Origin of the sequence: Pseudoflavonifractor gallinarum (genome assembly GCF_014982855.1) — a bacterium.
GTDB classification, from domain to species: domain Bacteria; phylum Bacillota; class Clostridia; order Oscillospirales; family Oscillospiraceae; genus Pseudoflavonifractor_A; species Pseudoflavonifractor_A gallinarum.
This window is the reverse complement of sequence record NZ_JADCKF010000001.1, coordinates 237,575-263,152: the sequence shown is the minus strand read 5'-3', so window position 1 is coordinate 263,152 and position 25,578 is coordinate 237,575. Positions and strand designations below refer to the sequence as shown.

The 25,578-nt window shown below is 62.1% G+C and carries 32 protein-coding genes and 1 riboswitch; of the genes, 2 read left to right on the top strand and 30 right to left on the bottom strand.

Annotation, left to right across the window (positions count from 1 at the left end; all coding sequences use genetic code 11):
* Positions 1-171: 171 nt before the first annotated feature.
* Positions 172-1,248, top strand: a complete 1,077-nt coding sequence (locus INF37_RS01240) for a 6-phosphofructokinase (RefSeq protein ID WP_193535896.1) — start codon at positions 172-174, stop codon at positions 1,246-1,248.
* Between the two features lie 66 nt (positions 1,249-1,314).
* On the opposite strand, the gene INF37_RS01235 is transcribed toward INF37_RS01240, so the two are convergent.
* The 4 genes from INF37_RS01235 to INF37_RS01220 all read right to left on the bottom strand — a co-directional run bounded on the left by INF37_RS01235 (position 1,315) and on the right by INF37_RS01220 (position 5,855).
* Entirely contained in the window at positions 1,315-3,042 is a 1,728-nt protein-coding gene (locus tag INF37_RS01235; protein ID WP_101692340.1) for a phospho-sugar mutase, read from the bottom strand.
* A 115-nt stretch (positions 3,043-3,157) separates the two neighbouring features.
* The gene (rlmH, locus tag INF37_RS01230) at positions 3,158-3,640 is read right to left on the bottom strand and encodes a 23S rRNA (pseudouridine(1915)-N(3))-methyltransferase RlmH (protein WP_101692341.1); all 483 of its coding nucleotides are present in this window, start codon (positions 3,638-3,640) and stop codon (positions 3,158-3,160) included.
* 30 nt (positions 3,641-3,670) lie between these two features.
* Entirely contained in the window at positions 3,671-4,459 is a 789-nt protein-coding gene (locus tag INF37_RS01225) for an MBL fold metallo-hydrolase (RefSeq protein WP_186963113.1), read from the bottom strand.
* A 100-nt stretch (positions 4,460-4,559) separates the two neighbouring features.
* Positions 4,560-5,855: a UDP-N-acetylglucosamine 1-carboxyvinyltransferase gene (locus INF37_RS01220; RefSeq protein WP_193535894.1), complete on the bottom strand. Its 1,296-nt coding sequence runs from the start codon at positions 5,853-5,855 to the stop codon at positions 4,560-4,562.
* Positions 5,856-6,251: 396 nt separating this feature from the next.
* On the opposite strand from INF37_RS01220, the gene INF37_RS01215 reads away from it, so the two are divergent.
* Positions 6,252-6,449 (top strand): alpha/beta-type small acid-soluble spore protein, encoded by a 198-nt coding sequence (locus INF37_RS01215; protein WP_101692344.1) that lies wholly within the window; start codon positions 6,252-6,254, stop codon positions 6,447-6,449.
* A gap of 65 nt (positions 6,450-6,514) precedes the next feature.
* Here INF37_RS01215 and obgE read toward each other — a convergent pair whose 3' ends face one another.
* The 26 genes from obgE to INF37_RS01085 all read right to left on the bottom strand — a co-directional run bounded on the left by obgE (position 6,515) and on the right by INF37_RS01085 (position 25,571).
* Positions 6,515-7,792 (bottom strand): GTPase ObgE, encoded by a 1,278-nt coding sequence (gene obgE / locus INF37_RS01210; RefSeq protein WP_193535892.1) that lies wholly within the window; start codon positions 7,790-7,792, stop codon positions 6,515-6,517.
* 149 nt (positions 7,793-7,941) lie between these two features.
* Positions 7,942-8,226 (bottom strand): 50S ribosomal protein L27, encoded by a 285-nt coding sequence (gene rpmA, locus INF37_RS01205; protein ID WP_101692346.1) that lies wholly within the window; start codon positions 8,224-8,226, stop codon positions 7,942-7,944.
* A 48-nt stretch (positions 8,227-8,274) separates the two neighbouring features.
* On the bottom strand, positions 8,275-8,601 hold the full coding sequence (locus INF37_RS01200) for a ribosomal-processing cysteine protease Prp (RefSeq protein ID WP_186963114.1): 327 nt from the start codon (positions 8,599-8,601) through the stop codon (positions 8,275-8,277).
* A gap of 7 nt (positions 8,602-8,608) precedes the next feature.
* The gene (rplU, locus tag INF37_RS01195; protein ID WP_101692348.1) at positions 8,609-8,920 is read right to left on the bottom strand and encodes a 50S ribosomal protein L21; all 312 of its coding nucleotides are present in this window, start codon (positions 8,918-8,920) and stop codon (positions 8,609-8,611) included.
* Positions 8,921-9,079: 159 nt separating this feature from the next.
* Complete coding sequence (locus INF37_RS01190; protein WP_193535890.1) at positions 9,080-10,297, bottom strand: M20/M25/M40 family metallo-hydrolase; 1,218 nt, start codon at positions 10,295-10,297, stop codon at positions 9,080-9,082.
* Positions 10,298-10,305: 8 nt separating this feature from the next.
* Entirely contained in the window at positions 10,306-11,325 is a 1,020-nt protein-coding gene (locus INF37_RS01185; protein WP_101692350.1) for an ABC transporter substrate-binding protein, read from the bottom strand.
* A gap of 22 nt (positions 11,326-11,347) precedes the next feature.
* On the bottom strand, positions 11,348-12,103 hold the full coding sequence (locus INF37_RS01180) for an ABC transporter permease (protein WP_193535888.1): 756 nt from the start codon (positions 12,101-12,103) through the stop codon (positions 11,348-11,350).
* Positions 12,100-12,876 (bottom strand): ABC transporter ATP-binding protein, encoded by a 777-nt coding sequence (locus INF37_RS01175; RefSeq protein WP_235964112.1) that lies wholly within the window; start codon positions 12,874-12,876, stop codon positions 12,100-12,102. Before INF37_RS01175 ends, INF37_RS01180 begins: the two co-directional genes overlap by 4 nt.
* Complete coding sequence (gene tenA, locus INF37_RS01170) at positions 12,858-13,517, bottom strand: thiaminase II (RefSeq protein ID WP_186963116.1); 660 nt, start codon at positions 13,515-13,517, stop codon at positions 12,858-12,860. Before tenA ends, INF37_RS01175 begins: the two co-directional genes overlap by 19 nt.
* Positions 13,514-14,155 carry an HAD family hydrolase gene (locus INF37_RS01165; RefSeq protein ID WP_193535886.1) on the bottom strand — a complete coding sequence of 214 codons (642 nt, stop codon included), beginning with the start codon at positions 14,153-14,155 and terminating at the stop codon, positions 13,514-13,516. The genes tenA and INF37_RS01165 overlap by 4 nt, the downstream gene beginning before the upstream one ends.
* Complete coding sequence (gene thiE / locus INF37_RS01160; RefSeq protein ID WP_193535884.1) at positions 14,148-14,807, bottom strand: thiamine phosphate synthase; 660 nt, start codon at positions 14,805-14,807, stop codon at positions 14,148-14,150. The genes INF37_RS01165 and thiE overlap by 8 nt, the downstream gene beginning before the upstream one ends.
* The gene (gene thiM / locus INF37_RS01155; protein ID WP_186963118.1) at positions 14,788-15,624 is read right to left on the bottom strand and encodes a hydroxyethylthiazole kinase; all 837 of its coding nucleotides are present in this window, start codon (positions 15,622-15,624) and stop codon (positions 14,788-14,790) included. Before thiM ends, thiE begins: the two co-directional genes overlap by 20 nt.
* Positions 15,625-15,632: 8 nt before the next feature.
* Positions 15,633-16,169, bottom strand: a complete 537-nt coding sequence (gene thiW, locus INF37_RS01150; protein ID WP_186963119.1) for an energy coupling factor transporter S component ThiW — start codon at positions 16,167-16,169, stop codon at positions 15,633-15,635.
* Positions 16,170-16,182: 13 nt separating this feature from the next.
* Entirely contained in the window at positions 16,183-16,479 is a 297-nt protein-coding gene (locus tag INF37_RS01145; protein ID WP_101692358.1) for a thiamine-binding protein, read from the bottom strand.
* Entirely contained in the window at positions 16,476-17,276 is an 801-nt protein-coding gene (thiD, locus tag INF37_RS01140; protein ID WP_193535882.1) for a bifunctional hydroxymethylpyrimidine kinase/phosphomethylpyrimidine kinase, read from the bottom strand. The genes INF37_RS01145 and thiD overlap by 4 nt, the downstream gene beginning before the upstream one ends.
* A gap of 121 nt (positions 17,277-17,397) precedes the next feature.
* Positions 17,398-17,504: riboswitch (TPP riboswitch) on the bottom strand.
* A 53-nt stretch (positions 17,505-17,557) separates the two neighbouring features.
* Positions 17,558-18,952, bottom strand: coding sequence for a sodium-dependent transporter (locus INF37_RS01135; RefSeq protein WP_101692360.1), 1,395 nt, complete (start codon positions 18,950-18,952; stop codon positions 17,558-17,560).
* 163 nt (positions 18,953-19,115) lie between these two features.
* Positions 19,116-19,394 carry a DUF6514 family protein gene (locus INF37_RS01130; RefSeq protein WP_101692361.1) on the bottom strand — a complete coding sequence of 93 codons (279 nt, stop codon included), beginning with the start codon at positions 19,392-19,394 and terminating at the stop codon, positions 19,116-19,118.
* Positions 19,395-19,655: 261 nt separating this feature from the next.
* Complete coding sequence (locus tag INF37_RS01125) at positions 19,656-20,102, bottom strand: hypothetical protein (protein ID WP_193535880.1); 447 nt, start codon at positions 20,100-20,102, stop codon at positions 19,656-19,658.
* A 12-nt stretch (positions 20,103-20,114) separates the two neighbouring features.
* Positions 20,115-21,179, bottom strand: coding sequence for a type IV pilus twitching motility protein PilT (locus INF37_RS01120; RefSeq protein WP_101692363.1), 1,065 nt, complete (start codon positions 21,177-21,179; stop codon positions 20,115-20,117).
* 32 nt (positions 21,180-21,211) lie between these two features.
* Positions 21,212-21,613, bottom strand: a complete 402-nt coding sequence (locus tag INF37_RS01115; RefSeq protein WP_145996844.1) for a hypothetical protein — start codon at positions 21,611-21,613, stop codon at positions 21,212-21,214.
* Positions 21,606-21,935, bottom strand: coding sequence for a type IV pilus modification PilV family protein (locus INF37_RS01110; RefSeq protein ID WP_186963122.1), 330 nt, complete (start codon positions 21,933-21,935; stop codon positions 21,606-21,608). Before INF37_RS01110 ends, INF37_RS01115 begins: the two co-directional genes overlap by 8 nt.
* Positions 21,932-22,429, bottom strand: a complete 498-nt coding sequence (locus tag INF37_RS01105) for a DUF4860 domain-containing protein (RefSeq protein WP_101692366.1) — start codon at positions 22,427-22,429, stop codon at positions 21,932-21,934. The genes INF37_RS01110 and INF37_RS01105 overlap by 4 nt, the downstream gene beginning before the upstream one ends.
* A gap of 35 nt (positions 22,430-22,464) precedes the next feature.
* Positions 22,465-22,800: a hypothetical protein gene (locus INF37_RS01100; RefSeq protein ID WP_193535878.1), complete on the bottom strand. Its 336-nt coding sequence runs from the start codon at positions 22,798-22,800 to the stop codon at positions 22,465-22,467.
* A 27-nt stretch (positions 22,801-22,827) separates the two neighbouring features.
* Positions 22,828-23,874 carry a type II secretion system F family protein gene (locus INF37_RS01095; protein ID WP_193535876.1) on the bottom strand — a complete coding sequence of 349 codons (1,047 nt, stop codon included), beginning with the start codon at positions 23,872-23,874 and terminating at the stop codon, positions 22,828-22,830.
* 24 nt (positions 23,875-23,898) lie between these two features.
* Entirely contained in the window at positions 23,899-24,819 is a 921-nt protein-coding gene (locus INF37_RS01090; protein ID WP_235964110.1) for a transglutaminase-like domain-containing protein, read from the bottom strand.
* Positions 24,816-25,571, bottom strand: coding sequence for a sortase (locus INF37_RS01085; RefSeq protein WP_193535874.1), 756 nt, complete (start codon positions 25,569-25,571; stop codon positions 24,816-24,818). Before INF37_RS01085 ends, INF37_RS01090 begins: the two co-directional genes overlap by 4 nt.
* Between the last annotated feature and the right edge of the window lie 7 nt (positions 25,572-25,578).

The window sequence follows — 25,578 nt, the reverse complement described above, 5'->3', positions numbered from 1 at the left end:
CATTCCTGCAATTTTTTAATTGTAACATATAAGGCGATTTTATGCAACTAAAGCCGGGGATTTCCGTGCATTTCCCGCCATAATCCCCCTTCGGGGCTTGACAGGAAACGACCAGACTCCTATGCTGAAGAAAAGCGGATGGAGCGATACAGAAAAGGAGGCATACAGCCAATGAAAAAACGAGTGGGTATCCTCACCTCCGGCGGGGACTGTCCGGGTCTCAACGCCACACTGCGGGGTGTTGCCAAAGCGCTCTACCAGCGCATGGGAGATCAGGTGGAGATCATCGGCATTGCAAACGGCTATCACGGCCTGATCCATGGAGACTGGCGGGTCATGGAGCCCCGGGAGTTCTCGGGCATCCTCACCGTGGGCGGCACCATCCTGGGCACCCGGCGCACCCCCTTCAAGCTCATGCGGGTGGTGGGGGAGGACCAGGTGGACAAGGTCGCCGCCATGAAGCAGCACTATCAGGAGATGAAGCTGGACTGTCTGCTCTGCCTGGGCGGAAACGGCACCCACAAGACCGCCAACCTCCTGGCGGAGGAGGGGCTCAACATCATCGGCCTCCCCAAGACCATCGACAATGACATCTACGGCACCGACGTCACCTTCGGGTTCCACTCCGCGGTGGACATCGCCACTGAGGCCATCGACCGGGTGCACACCACCGCCGGCAGCCACAGCCGCTGCATGGTGGTGGAGCTGATGGGCAACAAGGCCGGCTGGCTCACCCTCTATGCCGGCATCGCCGGCGGCGCGGATATCATCCTCATTCCCGAGCTGCCCTATACCATCGAAAATGTCTGCGCCGCCATCGAGCGCCGGGCCGCTCAGGGAAAGACCTTTTCCATTCTGGCCGTGGCCGAGGGCGCTATGGATGCCTGCGAGGCCCGCATGAAGAAAAAGGAGCGCGCGGCCAAGCGGGCAGAGGCGGGCTATACCACCGCCACCAACCGCATCGCCAAGCAGATCGAGGAGCTGACCGGGTTTGAGACCCGGGTCTGCGTCCCCGGACACATGCAGCGGGGCGGCACTCCCTCCCCCTATGACCGGGTGCTGGCCACTCAGTTCGGCTCCTACGCCGCCAAAATGGTGGAGGACGAAAACTACGGCATTACCATCGCCATGAAAAACAACCATGTGGGTGAAAATAAGCTCAAGGATGTGGCTGGCAAGAGCCGCCTGGTCCCAGAGAGCCACGGCATGCTGGAGGTGGCCCGCCGCATGGGCATCAGCATGGGCTGAACACACAGGGAAGGACCCGGGGCAGAAGCGATACTTCTGCCCCGGGTCCCTTTGTTTCTGTGACTCTTAGCCCTTCAGGCTCTCGGCCCAGGCGGCATACTTGGCCACCTTCTCGTCACACACGGCCTTGTCCGCGCCGTTGGCCAGGATATAGACCTTGACCTTGGGCTCGGTGCCGGAGGGACGGACGATGATGCTGGTGCCGTCGGCCATCTCATAGCGCAGCACGTTGGAACCGGAGAGCTCCATGGTGCTCTTGGCACCGTCGGAGACCCGGACCACGCTGCCGTCCTTGTAGTCCTTCTGCTGCTCCACGGCCACACCGGCGATCTCCACCGGGGGATGCTCCCGCAGGCCGGCCATCAGGTCAGCCATCTTCTTCAGGCCGTCCAGGCCGGGCATGACCAGGTTGAGGGTCTTCTCCCCGTAATAGCCGTACTTCTCAAAGCATTTCTGGAGGGCGTCGTACAGGGTCATGCCCTGTCCGGCGTACCAGGCCGCCATCTCGGTGAGGAGCAGGGCGGCGGTGACAGCGTCCTTGTCCCGGACATAGTCGCCCAGCATATAGCCGTAGCTCTCCTCGTAGGAGAAGATGACCTTCCCCTCGCCGGAGGCCTCCAGCTTGTTCTTCTTCTCGGCCATGAACTTGAAACCGGTAAAGGTATCAAAGCACTTCACGCCGTTGGTCTCGGCCACCTTGCGTGCCATCTCGGTAGTGACGATGGTCTTGAGGGCCACCGCATTGGCGGGCAGCGTACCCGCGCGCTTCCGGGCCCCGATGAGGTAATCCAGCAGCAGCACGCCGGTCTGGTTGCCGGAGATGACGATATACTCGCCCTGGTCGTTGCGGACCATGATGCCCACCCGGTCGGCGTCGGGGTCGGAGCCCAGGATAAAGTCGGCGCCTTCCTTCTTGGCCAGCTCCACCGCCAGGTAGAATCCCTCGGGATTCTCCGGGTTGGGGGAGACCACGGTGGGGAAGTTTCCGTCCACCACCATCTGCTCCGGTACGCAGAGCACATGCTTCATGCCCAGACGGCGCAGCGTCTCGGGAATGAGCTTGTAGCCTGTCCCATGGAAGGGGGTGTAGACCATCTTGAAGGTGTCCGCCACCTTCTCCACGGCGGCCTTGTCGTTCATCTGGCCCATGACATTGGCGAGGAATTTCTCGTCGGTCTCCTCTCCCATCAGGGTGATCATGCCCTTGGCCACCGCCTCATCGTAGTCCATGCGCCGGATGGAGGTGAAGAGATCCAGCTCCTCCATCTTTTTCGCAATGGCCGCGGCGTGGTGGGGGGGCAGCTGGGCGCCGTCGGCCCAGTAGACCTTATAGCCGTTGTACTCCTTGGGGTTGTGGCTGGCCGTGACGTTCACGCCGGCAATGCAGCCGTACTCCCGCACCGCGAAGGACAGCTCCGGGGTGGGGCGCAGGGACTCGAACAGGCGCACCTTGATGCCGTTGCCCGCCATGACGCAGGCGGTCTCCCGGGCAAACTCCTGGGAGTGGTTGCGGCAGTCAAAGCACACTGCTACGCCACGCTCCACGGCCTCGCTCCCCTCGGCCAGGATGACCTCGGCAAAGGCCTGGGTGGCGTGGCGGATCACGTGGATATTCATCTGATGCAGGCCCACGCACATGGTGCCCCGCAGGCCGGCGGTGCCGAATTCCAGGGGGGCAAAGAAGCGGGACTCGATCTCTTTTTCATCATTGGCAATGCTCTGGAGCTCAGCCTTCTCCTCCTGGGAGAGGGCGGGGCTGTTCAGCCACTGCTCATATCGTTCACGATAGGACATGGGAAGGACCTCCAATCCATTGATTCACAAGTATAGACGGGCTCTGACATGGTTATTATAGCGCAAAAAGGCCGCAAATTCCAGCCGAATTTTAGGACTTTCTCCAGAAAGGTCCTTATTTATGATAGCTGGACCCCTCATTGATCTTGAAGCCGCGGTAGATCTGCTCCAGCAGCATGACCCGGGCCAGGTGATGGGGGAAGGTCATGGGTGACATGGAGAGCTTGACCCACGCCTGGGCCTTGATGGAGGGATGCAGGCCATAGGAGCCGCCGATGAGAAAGACCAGATGCTTGGCGCTGTTCTGGCTCCAGTCGGCCAGAAGCCGGGCCACCTCCTCGCTGGAGCGGAGCTTTCCCTCCACGCACAGGGCAACCAGGCTGGCGCTGGGGGGGAGCTTGGCGCGAATGGCGTCGGCCTCCTTTTCCAGCGCGGCGTCGATCTGTCCCTGGGAGGGGTTCTGGGGCAGGCGCTCCTCGGGTAATTCCACCACCTGGAGCTTACAGTACCCGGACAGGCGCTTGACATACTCGGCGCAGGCCTCCAGGTAGAATTTTTCCTTCAATTTCCCCACACAGATGAGGTGCACACTCAGCATGTTCTCTTCTCCTCTTGGCACAGTATGTACTCAGACCACATAGGTCTGTCCCACTTCGGCCCGGGGGGCCACTTCCAGCCGCACATCCCGGCCCACGGCCGCCCCCTGCCGCTCCAGCGCGGCCGAGACCGTCTCATAGGCCCGGGCAGGGGTGTTGTTCTCCTTGGAGAGGTGGGCCAGCAGTATGGTATTTGCTCCCTCCCGCACGGCGGAACAGATGAGCTCGGCGCCCGCCTGGTTGGACAGGTGGCCCCGCTCACCCAGCACCCGTGCTTTCAGAAAATAGGGATAGGGGCCCGACTGTACCCACTCCACCTCGTGGTTGGTCTCAGCCACCAGCAGGTGGCTGCCCTTGATCCCCCGGCGCACCTCCTCGGTGGGACAGCCCAGGTCGGTGACCACTGCCGCCTTCCGCCCGCCCGCCGAGAGGGCATAGCCATTGCTCTGAGCCGTGTCGTGGGGGGTGGCAAAGGTCTCCACGGCCACGCCGCCCACCTCAAAGGATACCCCCGGGGTAAAGGCGTGCATCCGGGCCTCCAATGTGGGGATGCGGCAGCACAGCGCCCCCGCCGTGCCGTGGCTGGCATAGACAGGGAAGGAGAGCTGTTTGGCCAGCGTGGTCAGGCCGCAGATGTGGTCGGAGTGCTCATGGGTGACCAGCACGCCGGACAGACTCCCGGGATCGATCCCCAGCCCTTTGAGGGCCGTTGTGATTCGCCGGGCCGAGATCCCTGCGTCCACAAGGATATGGGTTGTGCCATCCGAGACCAGCGTGCAGTTGCCGCTGGAGCCGCTGGCCAGTGTCGTCAGTGTCAGCAAAAAAATCGCTCCTACTTTCTATGGTCCAAAATCCGAAAAAAGGGGCGGCGGAAATCCGCCGCCCCTCAGTGCGTCAGCATTCTCGTTGGAAAAAGGCCGGTCAGCCCGCAGTGGCCTCGCTCTGCTCCTCATCGGGAGTGATCACCACGCGGATATCCGCGCCCACCCCGGAGAGCTTGCGGACAATGTCCTCATAGCCCCGCTCAATGTGGTGGATGTTGCTGATCTCAGAGGTGCCCTGGGCCGCCAGAGCGGTGATGATCATGGCGGCACCCGCCCGCAGGTCACAGGCGCGCAGCCGGGCTCCGGTGAGCTTCTCCACACCCTCGATGACCGCGATCTTGCCGTCCACCTGGATCTGTGCGCCCATACGGCGGAACTCGTCCACATAGCGGTAACGGTTGTCCCACACGCCCTCGGTGACCACGCTGGTCCCCTGGGCCAGGCAGAGCACTGCGGCAATCTGGGGCTGCATGTCGGTGGGGAAGCCCGGATAGGGCAGGGTCTTGACGTTGGTACGGGTCAGCTTGCCGGTGCGGCGGACCAGCACTGCGTCGTCCCGCTCCTCCACGTCCACGCCCATCTCTACCAGCTTAGCGGTGATGCACTCCAGATGCTTGGGGATGACGTTCTTAATGAGAACCTCACCGCCCGCGGCCGCCACGGCGGCCATATAGGTGCCCGCCTCGATCTGGTCGGGGATGATGGAGTACATCCCGCCGCCCAGACGCTCCACGCCGCGGATCTTGATGACGTCGGTACCGGCGCCCATGATGTCGGCGCCCATGGAGTTGAGGAAGTTGGCCAGGTCCACGATGTGGGGCTCCTTGGCGGCATTTTCAATGACCGTCAGGCCCTCGGCCAGAGTAGCCGCCAGCATGATGTTCATGGTGGCGCCCACCGAGACGATATCCATATAGACAGTGGTACCGGTCAGCCGGCCGCCCTTGGCCTTGGCGTGGATATAGCCGCCCTTTACGTCCACATCGGCCCCCATGGCCACAAAGCCCTTGATATGCTGGTCGATGGGACGGCCGCCCAGATCACATCCGCCCGGCGGGGGAACCTCCGCGCTGCCGAAGCGGCTGAGGAGGGCCCCGATCAGGTAGTAAGAGGCCCGGATCTTGCGGGCCAGCTCCTCCGGGACCTTGGAATTGTGGATATGGCTGCAATCAATGTCCACCGTCGTCCGGTTGACGGTGCGCACATCGGCGCCCAGATCCTGAAGGATATTCAGGATCAGCGTAACGTCGCTGATCTGCGGGATATTCTCGATCCGGCAGACGCCGTCCACCAGCAGGGTGGCCGGGATAATGGCAACGGCCGCGTTCTTCGCGCCGCTGATGGAAATCTCACCAAAAAGCGGTTTCCCGCCGTGAATCACATACTTTGTCAAGACCGCACCTTCTATTCTCCAGTCCGGGAGGACCCGGCAGTAAAACGGCCGGACGAATTGCGCCCGGACCCATCATTATGTCATGTTCCCGGCGGCCGAAAGGCCGCCCATCTCAATGCTAAAATATTATAGCATCATACCCCTGTAAAATCAAAACAATTTTCTTCAAAAACAAAAAGAGTCTGAACCCTTCTCTTTATAACTATACCAAAAACATGCCCCATAGAAACGCTTTTTATGCTACGCGTCCAAATGAAAGCAATTAGTGACGGCTTGAGGCTGTTTCCAGTTTTACTATGAATTAGCAATCACGAAAAACACATAGAAATCGCCTTCGGGGCAAAGCTATGTTCGGATTCTCAATCCAAACAAACAACACGTAAGGAGATGCATGTTATGTCTACCAATTCTAATCAGCCTTCTGTCCCCAATGCCCGCGAGGCCCTCAACAAGTTCAAGATGGAGGCCGCTTCCGAAGTCGGCGTCAACCTGAAGCAGGGCTATAATGGCGACCTGACCAGCCGTGAGGCCGGTTCCGTGGGCGGCCAGATGGTCAAAAAGATGATCCAGGCCTACGAGAACTCCATGAAGTAATCTTTCCCCAGATACGGACCTGTCATAGATGGAGCCGGGCGGCAAATGCCGCCCGGCTCCGTTTTTTATTTCTGATATTCAAATTCCAGGTTGTAGAGGGAGACGATATCCCCGTCCTGAATCCCCATCTCCTCCAGCCGGTCATAGAGGCCAGACTGGCGGAGCATCTTGTCAAACCAGCTTCTGGATTCGAAGTCCCCAAAGTTGGTGTTGGCCATCAGGCGCTGGAGCCAGGGGCCCTCCACGATCCAGGTGTCGTCCTCATGGCGGATGTCCAGCGGCGCGCTGGTATCCACCTGGGTGGGCCGCTCCACATAGGTGGGCTCATAGACCGTAATGGGGGGCAGGTCCTGCAGCTCCTTGGCTGCGGCGAACATCAGCTCCCGGGTGCCCTGGTGGGCGGCCGCCGAGATCTCAAAGAAGGGCATGCCCAGCCCCTCCACATGGGCCTTGAGGGCCTCCAGGCCGGTACGGTCGGCGGCGATGTCCACCTTGTTGCCCGCCACGATCATCCGGCGGGAGGCCAGCTCGGGGGAGTACTCCTGGAGCTCGGTCTGGATGGCCTCAAAGTCGGCCACCGGATCACGGCCCTCGCTGCCCGATACATCCACCACGTGGATGAGCAGGCGGCAGCGGTCCACATGCCGCAGGAAATCATGGCCCAGGCCGGCGCCCTCACTGGCGCCCTCGATGATACCGGGGATGTCGGCCAGGATGAAGGACACCCCCTCGTCCACATACACCACGCCCAGGTTGGGGAAGAGGGTGGTAAAGTGGTAGTTGGCGATCTTGGGCTGGGCCTTGGACACCACCGAGAGGAGGGTGGACTTGCCCACGTTGGGGAATCCCACCAGGCCCACATCGGCCAGGAGCTTGAGCTCCAGAATCACGTCCCGGGTCTGACCGGGCAGGCCCGCCTTGGCAAAGTTGGGCACCTGGCGGGTGGGGGTGGCAAAATGCTTGTTGCCCCAGCCGCCCTTGCCGCCCCGGGCCAGCACAAAGGGCTCGTCCCCGGACATATCGCAGATGATCTCCCGGGTCTCAGCGTCCCGGACCACGGTGCCGCGGGGGACCTTGATGATGAGGTCCTCGCCGTCCTTGCCGGTGCAGCGCTTGCCGGAGCCGTCCATGCCGTTTCCGGCGCTGTACTTTCTCTTGTAGCGGAAGTCCATCAGCGTGGACATATGCCCGTCCACCTGAAGGATGATGTTGCCGCCCCGGCCGCCGTCGCCGCCGTCGGGTCCGCCGGCCGCCACATACTTCTCCCGGTGGAAGGCCACCGCGCCGTTTCCGCCGTTGCCGGAGCGGACGGTGATCTTCGCGGTATCAATAAATTGAGGCATCGTAAAATCCTCCTGTTCTATCAGTGGGCGGACAATGTCCGCCCCTACACGGTTTCTCTTCGGTAGGGGCGCACATTGTGCGCCCACGGTCCTATCTTACAAAAAGAGCCCCGAACGGTTTCCGTCCGAGGCTCTCTCATACCCGATTGTTACTGGGCGATCTCCACGATGGAGACCTGCTTGCGATCCTTACCCAGACGCTCGAACTTGACCTTGCCGTCCTTCAGAGCGAACAGAGTATCGTCGCTGCCCTTGCCCACATTGACGCCGGGGTGGATGTGGGTGCCGCGCTGACGGACGAGGATGTTGCCAGCCAGAACGAACTGACCGTCGCCGCGCTTGACGCCGAGACGCTTGGACTCGGAATCACGGCCGTTACGGGTGGAGCCGACGCCCTTCTTGTGGGCGAAGAACTGAAGACCGATTTTCAGCATTGTCGTACACCTCCAGACATGTGTGTCGATGATGCGCGATGGAGAAGGTCAGTCCTCCTCCACCACGAGAATGTGTTGCGGATACTCCTCGTGCAGCTCGGTGAGGTAGAGCATCAGCGCTGTCAGAAGGGTCTGACAGGTGCTCTCGTTGCTCTGGCTCAGGCCGCCGGGGAGCCTAAGGGAAACGCTGTCCTCCCGGACCTTGACCGAGGCCTCCAGACCGAGTACGTCGTTGACGGCGCACTCTGTCATGCGGATGGCGCTGGTCACCGCCGCGCAGACGATGTCGCTTCCCGCTTCAGCGTAGCCGCTGTGGCCCTGGGCGGTAAAGCCCACCACGCGGTCGCCTTCCATGCGAAAGGATATGGTAGTCATATCCGGATTACACGGAGATCTTGCCGATGGTCACCTTGGTGTAGGGCTGACGATGACCCTGGCGCTTGTGATAGCCCTTCTTGGGCTTGTACTTGAAGACCATGATCTTCTTGCCCTTGCCGTTCTTCACCACGGAAGCGTCCACCTTGGCGCCAGCCACCACGGGGGTGCCGAAAGTAGCCTTCTCGCCGTCGATGACAGCCAGGACCTGATCAAACACGATGGCGTCGCCAGCCTCGTTGGGCAGCTTCTCGACGAAAATGGTATCGCCCTCCGCCACCTTGTACTGCTTGCCGCCGGTCACAATGATTGCCTGCATTCTGATTTCACTCCTTCATAACGGACTCGCTCTCAGGGGCGGGAAGAGGGGGGACCCCGCTTCCGCTTGCAAACCCAGTCAAAGCGGCTCTAATAGTATATCAATGCCTCTTTGTATTGTCAATCATTTTTGCGAATATATTCTGTTTTCCCTCTATTTCTACGCGCAGGGGTTCCGGAGCGCCCCCTTCTGCCGGGGCAGCAGCCCCAGGGTCAGCGCGCACAGGGCGGTGCGCTGGCGGATGGATGGGATGGACACCCGCTCCCGGGTGGTGTGGATATCCTCGGCCAGGGCGGAGAGGGCGTCCACCGTGGGCACCCCGAAGGTGCTCAGGTAGGCCCCGTCGGTGGCGGAGGGATCGCTGATCTCCCGAGCGGTGAGACCCAGAAGGCGGCAGGGCTCCTCCAGGAGCGTCCAGGCCCGGTGGTTGGCCTCCCCCGGCTCCATGGCGGGGAAGAGAGTGCGGTACTCCACCTTCACCCGGCACCCATCTACCGTGACCTGTCCCGCCATGGCATCCAGCTTTTCCTGGATGGCGGCAAAATCCCGGTTCTCCGGAATGCCCGCACAGCAGAACTCTCCCCGGGCCTCTCCGGCCACCACACCGTTGGGGCGGCCGCCTGAGATGGGGGCCACATTGAAATAGATCCCCCGCTCCAGGTCGTTGAACCCATAGAGCCGGATGATCTGATGGGCCAGCTCCAGCACCGCGCTGCGCCCCTCCAGATAGGCCTTCCCGGCGTGGGCCTCCCGGCCCTCCACCTGGATGGAGCCCAGGATCACGCCCCGGCGGCCGGTGACAAAGCAGGGCTGTCCCTCCCGCTCCCGTCCCCCCTCAAAGACCAGGGCACAGTCGGCTCCCTCCGCCTCCCGGCGGTAGAGCTCCCGGCCGGATTGAGAACCGGTCTCCTCATCACAGGTAAAGAGGTATGTCAATTCCCAGGGCGGGAGCAGCCCCGCCTTTTGCAGGATCAGGGCGCCGAACAGGGAGATGAGCACCCCGCTCTTGCAGTCTCCCGCGCCCAGGCCCCAGGCCCACTCCCCCTCCACATGGAAGGGGTATTCCGCCGCCGCGCCCAGTCCGAACACCGTGTCCAGATGGGCCGCCAGAAGGACACGCCCCTGGACCGGTCCCTCCGGCCGCACCCGGGCCACCAGATGCTTTCCAAGGCCGGGGGCCGGAACCTCCTCGATCTGTGCCCCCAGCTCCTCCAGCAGGGGGCGCAGAAGCTGCCGCACCGCCTCGTTTCCTGCCTCCAGTCCGGTGCCGCTGTCCTGAGCACACAGTTCACCCAGGAGAGCAAGCTGCCGTGGGAGGACCTCCTCCGCCCCGGTCAGGGCCAGACGGAGAAGCGTTTGCTTTTCCCGCTCGTCCATGGCCGCTCCTATTCGCCCAGGAGGTCCACCATGACCTCCGCCGGGTCAAAGCCCTCCTGGATCATGCCCACCGACTGGAGCCAGTCGATGTTCTCCTGCCAGACCGCCTCGTCCTGGGAAAGGAAGGCGCCGCCCTCCCGGTCCATCAGGGGCAGAAGCACATCAAAGCTCTTGCGCTCCACCGACTCGGTGAGGGGGAAGTTCTCCTCGTCCTGATTGGCCAGCAGCAGCTGGAGAGCCTCCTCCGGGTCGGCCTGCATGTCGGCAAAGCCCTTCTCGCAGGCCCGCAGGAAGCGGGTGTAGGTGTCCCGCTTCTCCTCCAGCTGTTTCTCTCCGGTGACCAGCATCAGGGAGTAGTAGTTTGGCACCCCGTAGTCGGTGACCTTCATCACATCCATGGGGAAGCCCTGCTCCTCCAGGGCGGGGATCTCGTGGTTGAGGAAGCACCCATAGGTGGCGTCCACATTGCCGGTGGTCATGGCGCTCATCAGATCGAAGCCCACGTCGATCATCTCCACGTCATCCAGGGACGCCCCCACGCTCTGGAGCATCTGCTCCACCGCCACCTCGCCGAAGCGGGTGCCCGAGTAGCCGATGGTCTTACCCACCAGATCGGAGGCGCTGTGGATCCCCTGCTCCGCCAGGGAGCAGACCACGGCCACCGGCTCCTGCACCACCGCGCCCAGCACCTTCACAGGCACGTCCTCGTTGGCCTTGGCGATGATGGTGTCTTCCTGATAGTAAAAACCGATGTCGGCCTTGCCTGCCGCCGTCATGGTGAGAGGGTCGCTGGTGTTGGAGGGGAAGAGGATGTTCACCTGCAGGCCCTCCTGGGCAAAATATCCCTTTTCCTCCGCCTCATAGAGGAAGGCGTGGACCGCGTTGGGGTACCAGTCCAGCACTACATCCACGGTCTCCAGTTCTTCCCCGCCGGCAGAGGGGGCGGGAGTCTCTCCCTGGGCCCCGCAGCCCGTGCCGCTCCACAGCAGCAGGGCGCTCAGGCCCAGGGCCAGTTTGCGTCGTCTCATGGTTCCATTTCCTTTCTGTGTCTCAGGATTCGCCTCGCCAGCGGACGATCTTCTTTTCCAGCAGAGCCACCACCCCCACCGCCAGCATGGCGGCCAGGGAGAGCAGCACGATGGGGGCAAAGACTCCCGCGCCGTTGAGCTGGGTCATCATCCGCCGGGAGAAATAGCCCAGCCCGCTCTTGGCTCCCAGCCACTCGCCGATGGCCGCGCCGATGACGCTCATGGGCACAGCCATCTTCACTGCGGAGAAGAAGTAGGGCAGGGCACAGGGCACCTTGATGCGCAGAAAGATATCCCGCCGGGTGGCCCCGTAGGTGAGGAGAAGCTCGGCCATCTCGGTCTGGGCCGAGCGCAGGCCGTCATACACCGTGATGGTGATGGGGAAAAAGGTGATGAGCACCGTCACCAGCACCTTGCTCCAGATCCCATACCCGAACCACAGCACGAAGAGGGGGGCAATGGCGGTGGTGGGGATAGTCTGGGAGATCACCACCAGGGGATAGAGCATCCGGCGCACCAGGGCGCTGGCGTCCATGGCCACCGCCAGAGCCAGGCCCAGCACCAGGGAGATGGCAAGGCCGATGGCGGTCACTCCTATGGTGGCGGGCAGATGGACCGTAAAGAGGGGGCCCCGCAGCTCCCACAGCGTCTGGAGGATCTGAACGGGAGAGGGGAGGATATAGGCCGCATCCAGTCCCATGGCCCCCGCCTGCCACAGCAACAGCAGGGCAAAGAGAAAGATCAGGGCCGGGAGATTGGTCCTGCACGCACGTTTCATACCGCCACCTGCTTTCTCAGCAGCGCAATGAGCTGCTCTTTCAGCTCCACCATGGCCGGGTCCTTCAGGCAGGACCGGTCCCGGGGATCGGAGGCGGGCACCGGGATCTCGGTCAGGGCACGGATGGGGGTGGACTCCACCACCAGCACGCTCTGGGAGAGAAAGAGGGCCTCCTCCACATCGTGGGTAATAAAGAGGATGGTCTTGTGGTGCCGCCGCCACTGGTCCAGGAGCCACTCCTGCATGGAGATGCGGGTCAGGAAGTCCAGAGCCGAGAAGGGCTCGTCCAGAAGGAGTAGATCGCTGCCCGTGAGCATGGTGCGGGCGAAGGCGGCCCGCTGGCGCATCCCCCCGGAGAGCTCCTGGGGCATCTTATCCCCGCAGCCGGGCAGGCCCACATCGGCCAGTGCCTCCTCCGCCCGCTCCCGCCGCTCCTTCCGGCTGTACCCGCCCTGGATCTCCAGAGGAAGGGCCACATTCTCCCCCACGCTCCGCCAGGGGAAGAGCAGGTCCTTCTGGGGCATATAGCCGCAGTAGCCCTTGCGTCCGGCAATGGGCGTGCCGTCTACCCGGATGGTCCCACCCTTGGGGGCAAGCAGACCGTTGGTCATACGGAAAATGGTGCTCTTTCCGCAGCCGCTGGCCCCGATGATGCAGTGGAAAGAACCGGGCTCCACCTGAAAGGAGAGTCGGTCGATGATGTCAAAATCCTCGCTGGGGTACTGGTAGGAGACCTCCTCAAAGGCCAGCGCGCTCATGCTTCCAGTTTCCATGCCATCTCCCAGAAGCCCAGCTCATACCGGCTGCACGCCACAAAGATCTCCTCCAGCCGGCGGTACTCCTCCTCACTGCACCCTGCTGCCAGGGCGTCCATCCGCTCCACCAGGGCGCGGTTGGTCTCCTGATACTCCTCCGAGGAATAACCCTGGACCCACTCACCGTAGAAGGGATGCTCCAGCGCGCCGGGCCGTGCGGCCAGACGTGTTCCGATCTCCGCATAGCTCCAGGAGCAGGCCAGAATGGCGGCCACGATCTCTGCCGGACCGCCCGCGGCAGCAGCCGAGAGCATGTAATTGGTGTAGGAGAGGTTGGGCAGAGCGGGACGCACCGCGAAGACCTGCTCCTCCGTGATGCCCAGGCGGGCCATGTAGGCCCGGTGGATCTTCATCTCGCCCCCCAGGATGGCGTCCACGTTGGCCGAAAAAAAGCGCATCAGCTCGGGGCTGCGGGCCTTTACCACGCCCCAGGCAAAGACGCGGGCGTAATCAAAGAGGTACAGATAGTCCTGGAGCAGGAAGTACCGGAATTTTTCCACCTCCAGGGTGCCGTCCCCGATCCCGGTGACAAAGGGATGGGCATGGCAGGCCTCCCAAATGGGTCGGGCGGCCTCATAAAGACGCTGGGTCACAGTCATAGAACGCAGTTCCTCCAATCGGTGATGGTCTCATGGGCGAGGGCGCACACCTGGGGCCAGTCCCCGGCGTAGGCCTCCTCGGCCACGCCCACCACGTAAAATCCCGCCTCCCGGGCGGTGCGTACGGCGTAGAGCGCATCCTCAAAGACGGCGATCTCGCCCGGCGCCGCCCCCAGACGGCGGGCGGCCTCCAGATAGATGTCCGGTCGGGACTTTCCCACCCCCAGGGTCTCGCAGCTGAGGAGGAAGTCAAAGCATCCGTCCACCTCCAGCCGTTCCAGGCAGGCGTGGGAGAGGGGCTCAGCCGTGGCGGTGGCCACACAGAGGCGGACCCCCCGGTCCCGGAGTCCCTCCAGATATGCCTTCACGCCCCCCTTGAGTGGGATGTCCCGGCGGTAGTGGTCTTCCATGACGGCGTGCATCTCCTCCACAATGGCCGCAGGTGGGCCCGGGATGTGGAAGGTCTCCATAAAATAGGCGGCCGACTCCAGCATGGTCATGGGGCCGATGGGGGCCAGCTGCTCCGCCGTGGGAGATACGCCCCGCTGTTCCAGATAATCCCGGCCCAATCGCCGCCAGTATCCCATGGAGTCCACCAGGGTGCCGTCCATGTCGAAAATGCAAAAGCCCTTATCCATGGTCCGCCACCAGCTCCTCGGCCAGGGTGCGCAGATGGGCGGTGGCCGCGCCGGGATCAGGCTGGGCAAAGATGGCGGAGACCACGGCCACGCCATCCACCCCGCTCCCCTGGAGCTGGAGGAGGTTGTCCGCGCTGATGCCGCCGATGGCCACCACGGGGATGTCCACCGCGTCGCAGATGGCCCGCAGCGCCTCCACCGTCAGGCTCTTGGCGTCCTTCTTGGTGGTGGTACCGAAGACCGCGCCCACGCCGATGTAGTCGGCCCCCGCCTGCTGGGCGGCCAGGGCGGTCTCCACCGTGTTGGCCGAGATGCCCAGGATCTTATCCGGGCCGATCATGGCGCGCACATCCTTGCCTACGATGTCGCTCTGGCCCACATGGACGCCGTCGGCATCGCACTCCAGGGCCACTTCAATGGAGTCGTTGACCACAAAGGGCACGTGATAGCGCCCGGCCTGCTCTTTGAGGATCTCGGCCTCAGCCAAAAAGGCGTCGTGGTCCATCCCCTTCTCCCGGACCTGAAGGAAAGTGGCGCCGCTGCGCAGCACCTCCTCGGTCATCTCGGGGAGGGTGCGCTCCCCCAGCCAGCTCCGGTCGGTCACGGCATAGAGCAGCATGGCGCTGCGGATCTCATCCCTGGTAAATTTCATAGCGTACTCCTTCTCTCAGTTCGTCCTCGGTCAGATTGAACACCGCGTCGATCAGATCGGTGCGGAAGGTGGCGTTTCCGGTGCCGTTTTGGAGGCGGCGGGCCTCGGCCCTCTCTCCCGCCAGATCCATGGCGGCCACGGCGGCAGCCGCTGCCGCCAGCGGGCGCTCCGGGTTGGCCCCGCAGAAAGCCCCCAGCAGGGCGGTGAGCATACACCCGCTCCCCGTCACCCGGCTCATGGTGGGCACGCCGCCCCGGATCAGAACGGTCTGTGTTCCGTCGGACAGGATGTCCACCTGGCCCGAGAGGGCGGTCACCGCCCCCGTAGACTCCGCCAGACGGCGGCACAGCTCCACGCCCCGGGAGAGATTCTCCTCGGTGACCGCGTCGCCGGCCGACACATCCACGCCGCTCCCGCCCTCTGCGCCCAGGGCCAGGGCGCGGATCTCGGAGGCATTGCCCCGGATCACGGTGAAGCGCAGCTCGGCGAGGAGGCGGCGGCAGGCCTCCCGCCGCAGGGAGGTGACCCCCGCCGCCACCGGGTCCAGCACCACCGGGATGCCCAGCTGGTTGGCCCGCTTTCCGGCCAGGAGCATGGCCTCCACATCCCCGATGGCGCCCAGGTTCAGGACCAGGGCCTGGACCCCCGCTACGGCCTCCTCCACCTCACGGATGTCGTGGGCCATGGTGGGAGAGCCGCCGGCGGCCAGCAGGATATTGGCGCAGTCGTTGACGGTCACAAAATTGGTAATGCACTGGACCAAGGGGGTACGCTCCCGCACCGCCCCCAGGCAGGAGGCAAGTTCCGTTCTCTCCATGCTTCACCTCAGCGCTTGAGCTGCTCCAGCATCCGATCCAGTGCACCGGAACGCTTGAGGAGCAGGATAACGGCGCAGCCCATCAAGCCGCCCACAGCGGAGGAGGGCAGGTAAGCCGGGATGTAGAAGAAGGGGGACTGGGCGTCCAGTCCGTAGAACTGCTTCATCAGGGGATAGGCCACCATGGCGCTGATAAAGCCGGTGCCGATGACCTCACCCACATAGCCCATCCACAGCTTCTGGGTCTTCTGATAGAGCAGCCCCGAGAGGAACGCGCCGAACACGGCGCCCACCACCGCCTGGATGGTCCGCCCGGTGAGCATCCGCAGCAGTCCCGTGAGCAGGGCCGCCGCAAAGCCGTACCAGGGTCCCAGGAACACCGCGCCCAGGATGTTGCAGAAGTGCTGGAAGGGCGCCATGGAGGGGAAGTAGACAAAGGTGGAGAGTACAAAGCCCAGGCCCGCCAGCATGGCGGCCAGTACCATCCGGCGCACGGAAAGGCTGTTGGCACGGGTCATGGTATGGGTATCCGCAGTCACTTTCATTTCGGCAGCCTCCTCAACGATTCTGATATTTGCCCGTCTTGTCGTCGATGGTCCACACGCCGTCGGGCTTATAGCTGATCTTCACATAGCTCATCACGCTGGGGGCACCGGCTTCCACGCAGATGCGGCAGCACTGTTTGACGATGTCCAGAAGCTCCTCCAGATCGCCCTCCAGCGTGGTCTCGAAGGGCCCCACCACATAGTGCAGCCCTGTGGAGGCCAGATAGGCGATGACCTCGTCCACGATCCGCCGGGTCTCCTCCTGCTCCATCACCTTGGGCAGGACCTGAATGGCAATGCTTGCGTTCATTGTACGCTTCCTCCTTCTGCAATGGCGTAGTTGTGCTTGAGCGGGCCGCTGCCCTGGCCCAGATCCAGCTGGGCCTCCATGGCGGCGGTAATATAGGTCTTGCCCTTCCGCACTGCCTCGGGCAGCTCCTCCCCCAGGGCCAAGAAGGAGGCGATGGCGGAGGAGAGGGTGCAGCCCGAGCCGTGGTTGTTGGGATTGTCCACCCGGGGGGAGCGGAACCAGATGGCCTCGCCCTTCCACCAGAGGAGATCGTCCGCCGTATCGCTCCGATGGCCGCCCTTGACCAGTACGCCCCCGGGGAGCCGCTCTCCAATGGTGCGGGCGGCACGGAGCATGTCCGCTTCGCTCTCCACCGCAAAGCCGCACAGCCGCTGGGTCTCGGGGAGATTGGGCGTGATCACCGCCGCCAGGGGGAAGAGCTCCTCCATCAGCGCAGTGAGGGCAGTGTCCTGCATGAGCGCGCTGCCGCTGGTGGCCACCATCACCGGGTCCACCACAATACGCTCTGCCCGGTATTCCCGCAGCTTGGCGGCAATGACGCGGATGATGTCGGCGTTGGAGACCATGCCGATCTTTACCGCATCGGGCCGGATATCCTCAAACACGCAGTCCAGCTGTGCGCCCACAAAAGCCGGGGTCGCCTCCAATACCTCCCGCACGCCGGTGGTATTCTGGGCCGTCAGGGCGGTGATGGCGCTCATGCCATACACCCCCAGGCAGGTCATAGTCTTCAGGTCGGCCTGGATCCCGGCGCCGCCGCTGGAATCACTGCCCGCGATAGTCAAAACTCGTCTCATCTGCTTGCCTCTCCTTTTTTCGTTTGGATTTCTGTGGGGCAGACCAAAAAAGGCGGGATGTCCCAGTTGGGACATCCCGCCTCAAGCGTTTCTCTATGCTCCTCCGTACGAAGGAGAACCGCACGAAGTCTGTGCCGCGTCCCTACGTTGGCATTACCCACATCAGGTAAGGTCGAGGGACTCGCCCCTCCTCTCAGCCCCCTCGCGGGAGCTCCCTTGCGTGTTTTATTGTAGGACGAACGAAACCTTCTGTCAATCCCTATTTCCGGGGATACAGGCAATCAGCCCTTGGGGGCAAACTTATCCCAGTAGCCCATGAAGAAGATGATGAGCACGATCACAGGAAGGACAAAGGTAAAGTAAACGCGCAGCTTTCCGGGGAAGCGGGCGCCCTCACCCTGGTTGGCCTCCTTCAGGAAGTTCTCATAGCCCCAGCCGTATTTGTCGGAGACACAGCAGAAGAGCAGATAGACCACCGAGCCCAGAGGCAGCAGATTGTTGCTGACCAGGAAATCCTCCAGGTCCATGATTCCCATGCCCAGCACCTTCACGCCGCTCCACAGGTTGTTGCCCAGCAGGCAGGGCAGGCTCAGCAGGAAGATGAGCACCAGGTTGGCCAGCACCGCCTTGCGCCGGGAAATGGCCCACTTGTCCATCCAGCAGGCCAGAATGTTCTCAAAGACCGCCGTCACGGTGGAGAGGGCCGCAAAGAAGAGGAACACAAAGAACATGGCGCCCCACAGCCGGCCGCCGGGCATGGCGTTAAAGACATTGGGTAGGGTGACAAAGATCAGATTGGGGCCCGCGTCGGGCTGCACCCCGAAGGCAAAGGCCGAGGGGAAGATGATCAGACCCGAGATGAAGGCCACACAGGTATCCAGGATACCCACGCTGATGGCCTCGCCGAACAGGCGGCGCTCCTTGCCGATGTAGCTGCCGAAGATGGCCATGGCGCCGATGCCCAGGCTCAGGGTAAAGAAGGCCTGACCCATAGCGTCATAGATGGCACGGAACAGGCGGAAGTTCCCCTCGCCGTCGTACATCAGGTTGTGGAAATTGGGCACCAGATAGAACTTCAGGCCCTCTATCGCCCCAGGAAGGGTGACGGCGCGCACCGCCAGCACCACCAAGAGCGCCAGCAGGCAGAGCATCATGGCCTTGTTGATCTTCTCCACGCCATTTTGCAGTCCCCGGCTGCACACCAGCATGCCCAGCACCACCACAATGGCCATAAAGAGCAGCTGGATACCAGGGGTGGCCACCATCTGTCCATAGGCATCCGCCACACCGGCGGTATCCAGACCCTCAAAGCGACCCAGCACCATCTTGCAGAAGTACAGCAGAAGCCAGCCGGCAATGGTGGTATAGAACATCATGAGCAGGTAGTTGCCCGCCATACCGAACCAGCCGTACCAGTGCCACTTGCTGCCCTTGGGCTCCAGCTGCTGGAAGGAGACGATCACACTCTTCCGGCTGGCTCGCCCCACCGCAAACTCCATGGCCATGATGGGCAGACCCATCACCACCAGGAAGGCCAGGTAGATCAGCACAAAGGCTGCGCCGCCATACTGTCCCACAATATAGGGGAAGCGCCACACATTTCCCAGGCCAATGGCGCACCCGGCTGAGATGAGCACAAAGCCCAGCCGGGACGCAAAGGTCTCTCTCTCTTTCACATCCGTTTCCTCCTTGCCTCTTTTGGGCACAACGCCCACACATATGTTGACATTTTACCCCGTTTTCCCATCAACTGTCAACCTTGCTTCTTTCCCTTTGCACACCCTGTTTCCATAAAAATACCGGAGGCCGGATCATCGATCCGGCCTCCGGTATCCATGCTTATGCGAGCCAATCCAGGACCACATCTCGCAGGGTGGAAGGAGTTACCGTGTTGCGCAGCAGGAGTTCCATTAATTCATCAATGCGGGAAACGCTTACGGTGACATGGGGGAGCTGTGCTCCCTCACTTCCATCCGCAGCCGCGATCTTTACGCCGTAGCTTTCACAGGCGAACCCATCACTCACACACATTTGGTCCACCAAGATGTAATAGTCGAAGCAGTACTTTTGACCGTCCTCACCCTCCTCAGTGCGCTGCCCGACGTACAATTCCCTCATCTTGCGCCTTCCCCTCCTTATATCAGATCACTTCCAATGCAATTATATTGTATTTCCTACGGCACGGAAAGAAAAATCGTTCGCAATTTTCCCACGGAACTGCCATTTTTCCACACATTTCCCCCAATTCCACGACCGTCAACCGCGACATTTGTCAAATTACGCCGCTTCATCGGGAACTTGGTCGCACACTTTTTCTTTTCTGGCTGCAAAAATCCCGCCGGGCACCCGGAAAAACCGGGCCCGGCGGGCTGCTCTCTATTACGCTTTTCCGCTCAACCGTTCATCCACACATTTGATGAGCTCCAGTACGCTGGCATACTCCTGCCGCGGCGTCCCATCCAGCCAGTCCAGAAATCCCTGCCAGGTGGTATTCCGCCGGGTGATGACATACAGCTGAAAGGTGGCTGATTCGCCCCGGGCGGCCTCCACCTCTTCCCGGGACATGCCGCTGTTCAGATCTTTGGCGACCAAGTCGCTGCACCCCTCTCCCCGTCCGGGGCAGAAGGTACGGGTGCGCTCAAAGGCCTGAGGAAAATTCTGTGTATCAAGCACTTCCTCCAGCTGGAGCAGAAGTCCGCCGATATCGGAAAAGGAAAAGGGACGCAGCAGGCGGCGGCTCACGACCCGGCCGCAGATACGCCCGTCCGTCACCTGATCCACACAGATCCGGATGGCTGCGTCATAGTGGTTCATATTTGCCGGCATAGCTTCTCCTCCTCACCGTACTGCGGCAAGCCGTTTTTGCATCCATTCGCTGTTGATGCTGTGGCGCAGGGCCTCCTCTTGGCTGATGCGTCCATTCTGCACCAGGCGCAGCAGGCTCTGGTCCATGGAGACCATGCCCTCCGCCGCACCCTGGGAGATCACATTGTCGATCTGATGGGCCTTGGACTCCCGGATCATATTGCGGATGGCGCTGTTGACCACCATCACCTCAAAGGCCGGGGTCAGCCCCCCATCCACGGTGGGCACCAGCTGCTGTGAGACCACGCCTTCCAGCACCATGGACAGCTGGGTGCGGATCTGCTGCTGCTGCTCCGGCGGGAAGGAATCCACGATCCGGTCAATCGTACTGGACGCCCCCACCGTGTGCAGCGTGGAGATGACCAGATGGCCGGTCTCGGCGGCGGTGACCGCCGCCCGGATGGTGTCGGCGTCCCGCATCTCGCCCAGAAGGATGATATCGGGGGCCTCCCGCAGGGCGGCCCGCAGCGCGGCATCGTAGGATGCCGTGTCGGTGGACAGCTCCCGCTGGGTCACCACGCTCTCCTTGTGGTGGTGGAGGTATTCAATGGGGTCTTCAATGGTGATAATGTGGCTGTTGCGGGTGGAGTTGACTGCGTCCACCAGACAGGCCAGTGTGGTGGTCTTGCCGCTGCCCGCCGGGCCAGTGAAGAGCACCATACCCCGGGTGTAGCGGGAAAAGGCCATCACATTGTCCGGGATTCCCATGGCCTCCCGGTCAGGCAGCGCAAAGGAGACCACTCGGATCACCAGTCCCAGGGAGCCGCGCTGCTTGAGGGCGTTGACCCGGAAGCGGGAAAGGCCCCGCACGGCAAAGGAGAAATCATCGTCCCCCACCTCCAGCAGGCGCTTCATATCCCGCTCTCCCGCCAGGTGGTAGAGCTCTTCCACCAGGGCCTGAATGTCAGGGGGGAGGAGGCGTTCCCCCTCTCGCCGGATCAGGCCATGGATCTTATAGGCTGCCGGCATACCGGCAATGATGAGAATATCTGAGGCAGAGCGGGCCACGGCCCCCTCCAGGATCTCCAGAATGGTCATGCTTTTTCCTTCTTTCAGCGGGTGGGGCCGGTTCACTCGCCCAGGCCGCCATCCCACAGGTTCCACTGGTCTTGGATCTCACTCTCGTCGGGCCCGCTGGCCACCACTTCCCAGTGTTCAATGGTAACGCCGCCCTCCATCGCGCCCGACGGAATGCGTCCCAGCGTGATGTGAAGAGACTGATTCCCCTCCATGGGGATCCACTCGTCCAGCTCGGTCTCATTCCCGGAGGCAAAGGCGGCATACCGCTGGGCTGCCTCCCGGTCGGCAGCATAGTAGGACTGCACCGTCTCTGCATTGATCTCCGAGAGGGCCAGGTCCGCCTTGGCGGTCGTCAAAGTCAGTGCCGCAAAAATAGACAGAGTGAGCACCAGCAGCACCGTAATGATGGTGATGATCCCCACTCCAAAGGGAGATTCCTGCCGTCTATCCAAGGTAGGTCACCCCTTCCAGCTCATAAACCTGGATATCGTCTTGATAGATGGCGATATCCAACTCGTTCCCACGCACCGCGCACTGGGCACTAAATCCATTGTCCTCTTCCCTGCGCTGCGCGGGCTCCTCCCCGGTGGCCTTCCACTCCTCGGCGATGGATTGGGCGAGATAGACCGCCTGGGTGAGACGCGTGCTCTCCTGGCTGATACGGCGGGCATGGACCAGAAGACCCACGCAGACCGCCGCGCACAGGGCGAAGATCAAGAGATTGCACACCAGCTCGATGAGAAAGAGGTTGGCTTTTTTCGGTCCGTAACTCATCCCAACACCTCCCCGCCGGGTACCGTGTTCACGCCCATCCGGGACGTGACGCTGGCGGAACAGACCTCGCCATCCTCCGCCGTCACGGTGATGGTGAGAAGATCTCCCTCCAGCGTCAACTCCATACGATCCAGAGGCAGAATGGCTACGCCGTCCTCGGCCTTCATGCCGCTGTCCTTCTCGGCGTAGAGCTCCCGCAGCTGTCCGTCATAGACATACAGGACCGTGTGGTAGTCGCTCTCGCCGGAATCGGTCAGCTCCAGGGCTGGCAGGTACTCAAAGGAGCCTACCCCCACACTCCAGGACCGGCGAACCTGATTGATCAGATAGGACAGTGCCGTGCGCTCCGTCTCGTTCCCGTCGGAGACCGCTACCACGTCCCGATAGACTCCGCTGCCCAGCAGGGTGATCCCCATGGCCAGGATAAAAAAGAGGGCGCACAACACCACGACCAGAGCGGAACGCAGTCCGCGCCCTTCACTTGAGAGTTTCATAACTGGTCACGCTCCTTCCAAAATGGGCCGCCCGCTCATTCCAGAACGGGATCCCCCTGCCCTGCCGCGGGCAAAACCGTGATGTCGGGCATCAGGTTGGAGGCGATGTACTGATAGTCCACAAAGATCCGGCTCTCATCAATGGATACGCCATAGCGCTCCTCCAGATCGGCCAGACTGGCCGGGTAGCTTCCCTCCAGCGCATAGCACTGGACTGCCGCACGCCGGACCGCACGTTCTGTCATGACCAGGCTCTCCTGGTCTGCCTTTCCGCCCAGTCCTCCCGCCGCAGCAAAGAGAAATACAGGCAGTACAACGACCAACAGCACCAGGGGCAGGGCCCGGCGCATGGTATGTCTGGACTGGAACAAAAAAACACCTCCCAAAAACGGTCTTTATCAACCGCCGATGGCGGAGAGCACGCCCAGCAGGGGCAGCATCACGGACAGGAGCACCAGTCCCACCGCCAGACAGAGGATGATGACCAGGCCATACTCAAAGCGGCTGAGGAGCAGCGAGAGCCGCTCATCGGCGTCAGCCTGACAGCGGCGGGAGAGCTCTTCCATGGCCTGCTCGGACACGCCGGCCCGGAAACCGGCACTCAGAAGCCCCGCCTGAAGACCGGTAAAGAGCCCGCAGCTCTCCACCGCGTCAGCAAAGGCCGTCCCTGCCGCCATCCGGTCCCGGCAATCCTTCAGGGCGGGGGCGATCCCCGTTCCGTCCAACAGGTCACAGGAGCGGTCCATGGCCTCATCCAGCGGGAGACCACTGGAGAGCATCAGCGCCATGGCAGAGGCAAAGCGGCTGCGGTCCACCGCCCGATAGGGCGCGGTACCGGAGAGCAGACGGCTCAGGGCAGCCTGCCCCTTGGCGGTGCGAAACATCCAGAGCACCCACACCGCAGCAGCCACCAGCACCACCGCAAAGGCGGCAGCCACATATTTACTCACCGCGCCAAAGGTCATCAGACCCCGGGCAACGGGGGACAGACTCACACCCAGCTGGCTGAATACCTGCTGGAACACGGGCAGTACCCGGGATACCAGGGCCAGAAAAACCACCGCGATGAGCACCGCCATGGCCGCCGGATAGGCGATGGCCCGCCGGAGGGACTGCTGAGTATCCGCCTCCCGGCGGTAGTACGCGGAGAGGGCCGAGAGCACCTGGTCCAGCCGGCCGGAGGCCTGCCCGATCTCCACCATGCGCAGCATATAGTGGGGGAATACTCCGGTCTCCTCCAGCGCCGCGGAGAGCGCACGTCCTTCCAGCAGAACGGCGTGCATCCGCTCCAGCAGTTCCTTCTCACGGGGGGATCGGGCGTCCTGGGCCAGGATGCCCACACTCTCCTCCGAGCCGATGCCGGCCTGGACCATCAGAGAGAGCTCATAACAGAATACAGAGAGCTCATCCGGGCCAAGCACCTGGGGCTTTGCCGTCTTTTTCATTCTTTTCGCTCCCTTTCCGCTCCTTTAATAGGCGTATTTCTGGGAATAATTGCTGGGGGTGGTCACGTACTTCATGATGGAGGCGCTCCCCTTGCCGGTGGAGACAAAGGTGGGGTCCATCATGGTCCAGCTCTTGCCGTCAAAGTAGATGGCATTCTTGATCCAGCCCACGCCCTCCACATAGACGTCGATCCAGGCGTGGTAGATCTTGCCCGCATAGCCCACGACCAGCTTGCAGGGGATATCCTGAGAGCGGAGCATGGTGGCCATGACCGCCGCATAGTCAAAGCAGATACCCTTGCGCGCAGCCAGCACCTTATCCACATCGGGCAGATAGCCCGTGGGCGGATTGGCCGCCAGATCGTAGTCGTAGCTGAAGTTGCTGGTCACCCAGTTGAAGATCGCGCTTACCTTGGCCAGATCATCGGTGGCGCCGGCATTCTGCACGATCTCTTTTCCCTTGGCCACCGTGGTGCTCTTTTCCGTAAAGTTCACATACTGGTTGGGGTAGAGGAAGGGCAGAAACTGGTTGCGCAGCTTCAGAGAGACGCTGGTGCTGTACGCCTGGGCATACTTCGTGCCGGAGGTGTTCTCAAACACCTTGACGGTGTAGCTTCCGTCTCCCTCGGTCAGAGGAAAGGTCTCATAGCTGCCGGTATTGTTCAGGTTATAGGTATAGGTCGTGCCGCCGCTCTTGGTGATCTGCACTTTGATGCGGACATTTTTTCCGCCTGTGTACTTGACCTGGATAAATCCCTCGCTCAGATTGGACGTATCCACGGCGGCTTTCGCGTTGGAGAGGACGGTGACGCCGCTCTGCATAACGGTCTTGGACGGAATGTTGGAAGCCTCCGCCCAGGTCTGAAATACCGTGCCGGCAACGCCCGCCGTCAACACCAGGGCGAGAACTGCGGCACCAACGCGCTTTTTGATGGGTAGATTCAAGGTGTTACCTCCTCAGTTGGAATAGGGGAAGGGTCCGCCGTGCCGATGTCCAGCCAGGCGGGGAAATCGTAGTTTTCGTCATAGGGCAGGATATCCACCTGCCGGGCGCGCACCACATAGCGGTGGTCCGCCACGCCAATGGGCGTACAGGTGGTCAGGGTCAGGCAGGAAAAGCCCTGGCAGTAAATAACGCTCCAGTCATCCGGCTCAATGATCTTGGTCTGATCCCAGACATACTGGTAGATGTGCGTCTCATCCACCAGATAGAGGCAGTCGCCCGGCCCGATGGTGTGCAGGTAGTAAAAGGGAACGTCGTCCGTGATCTGGCCGTTGCGCACCCAGTTCCGATGACCCGCAATGGACACATTGCCCCCAACCTCATCCGGCATCTGGGCATAATCATACAGGCCCTCCCCCTGGAGAAGGGTCTGCTCGTCCACACCGTCCAGGACCGGGACGTCCACATCAAGCTTTGGAATCACCAGGCGCATACTGCCGCTCACATAGGCCTTGCGCTTTTCGCTGACAAATACTTTATCCTGAGGGAGTCCCCCGTCATCCGCCTCCGGCCAGGGCATGGGTGTGGCAGAGGGGGAGGGGAGGACCTCCGGAGTGGGCTGGGACTGTGCCGTATACCGCGGTGTGGGCAGTGGGGCCGGCCGGCTGCTTTTCCACACAGCAGCGCCGGCCAGCACCAGCAGCACAGCGGCGGCGGCAAAACAGAGCACCGCCCAGAGTTTGCGTTGTTTCATGGAAAAC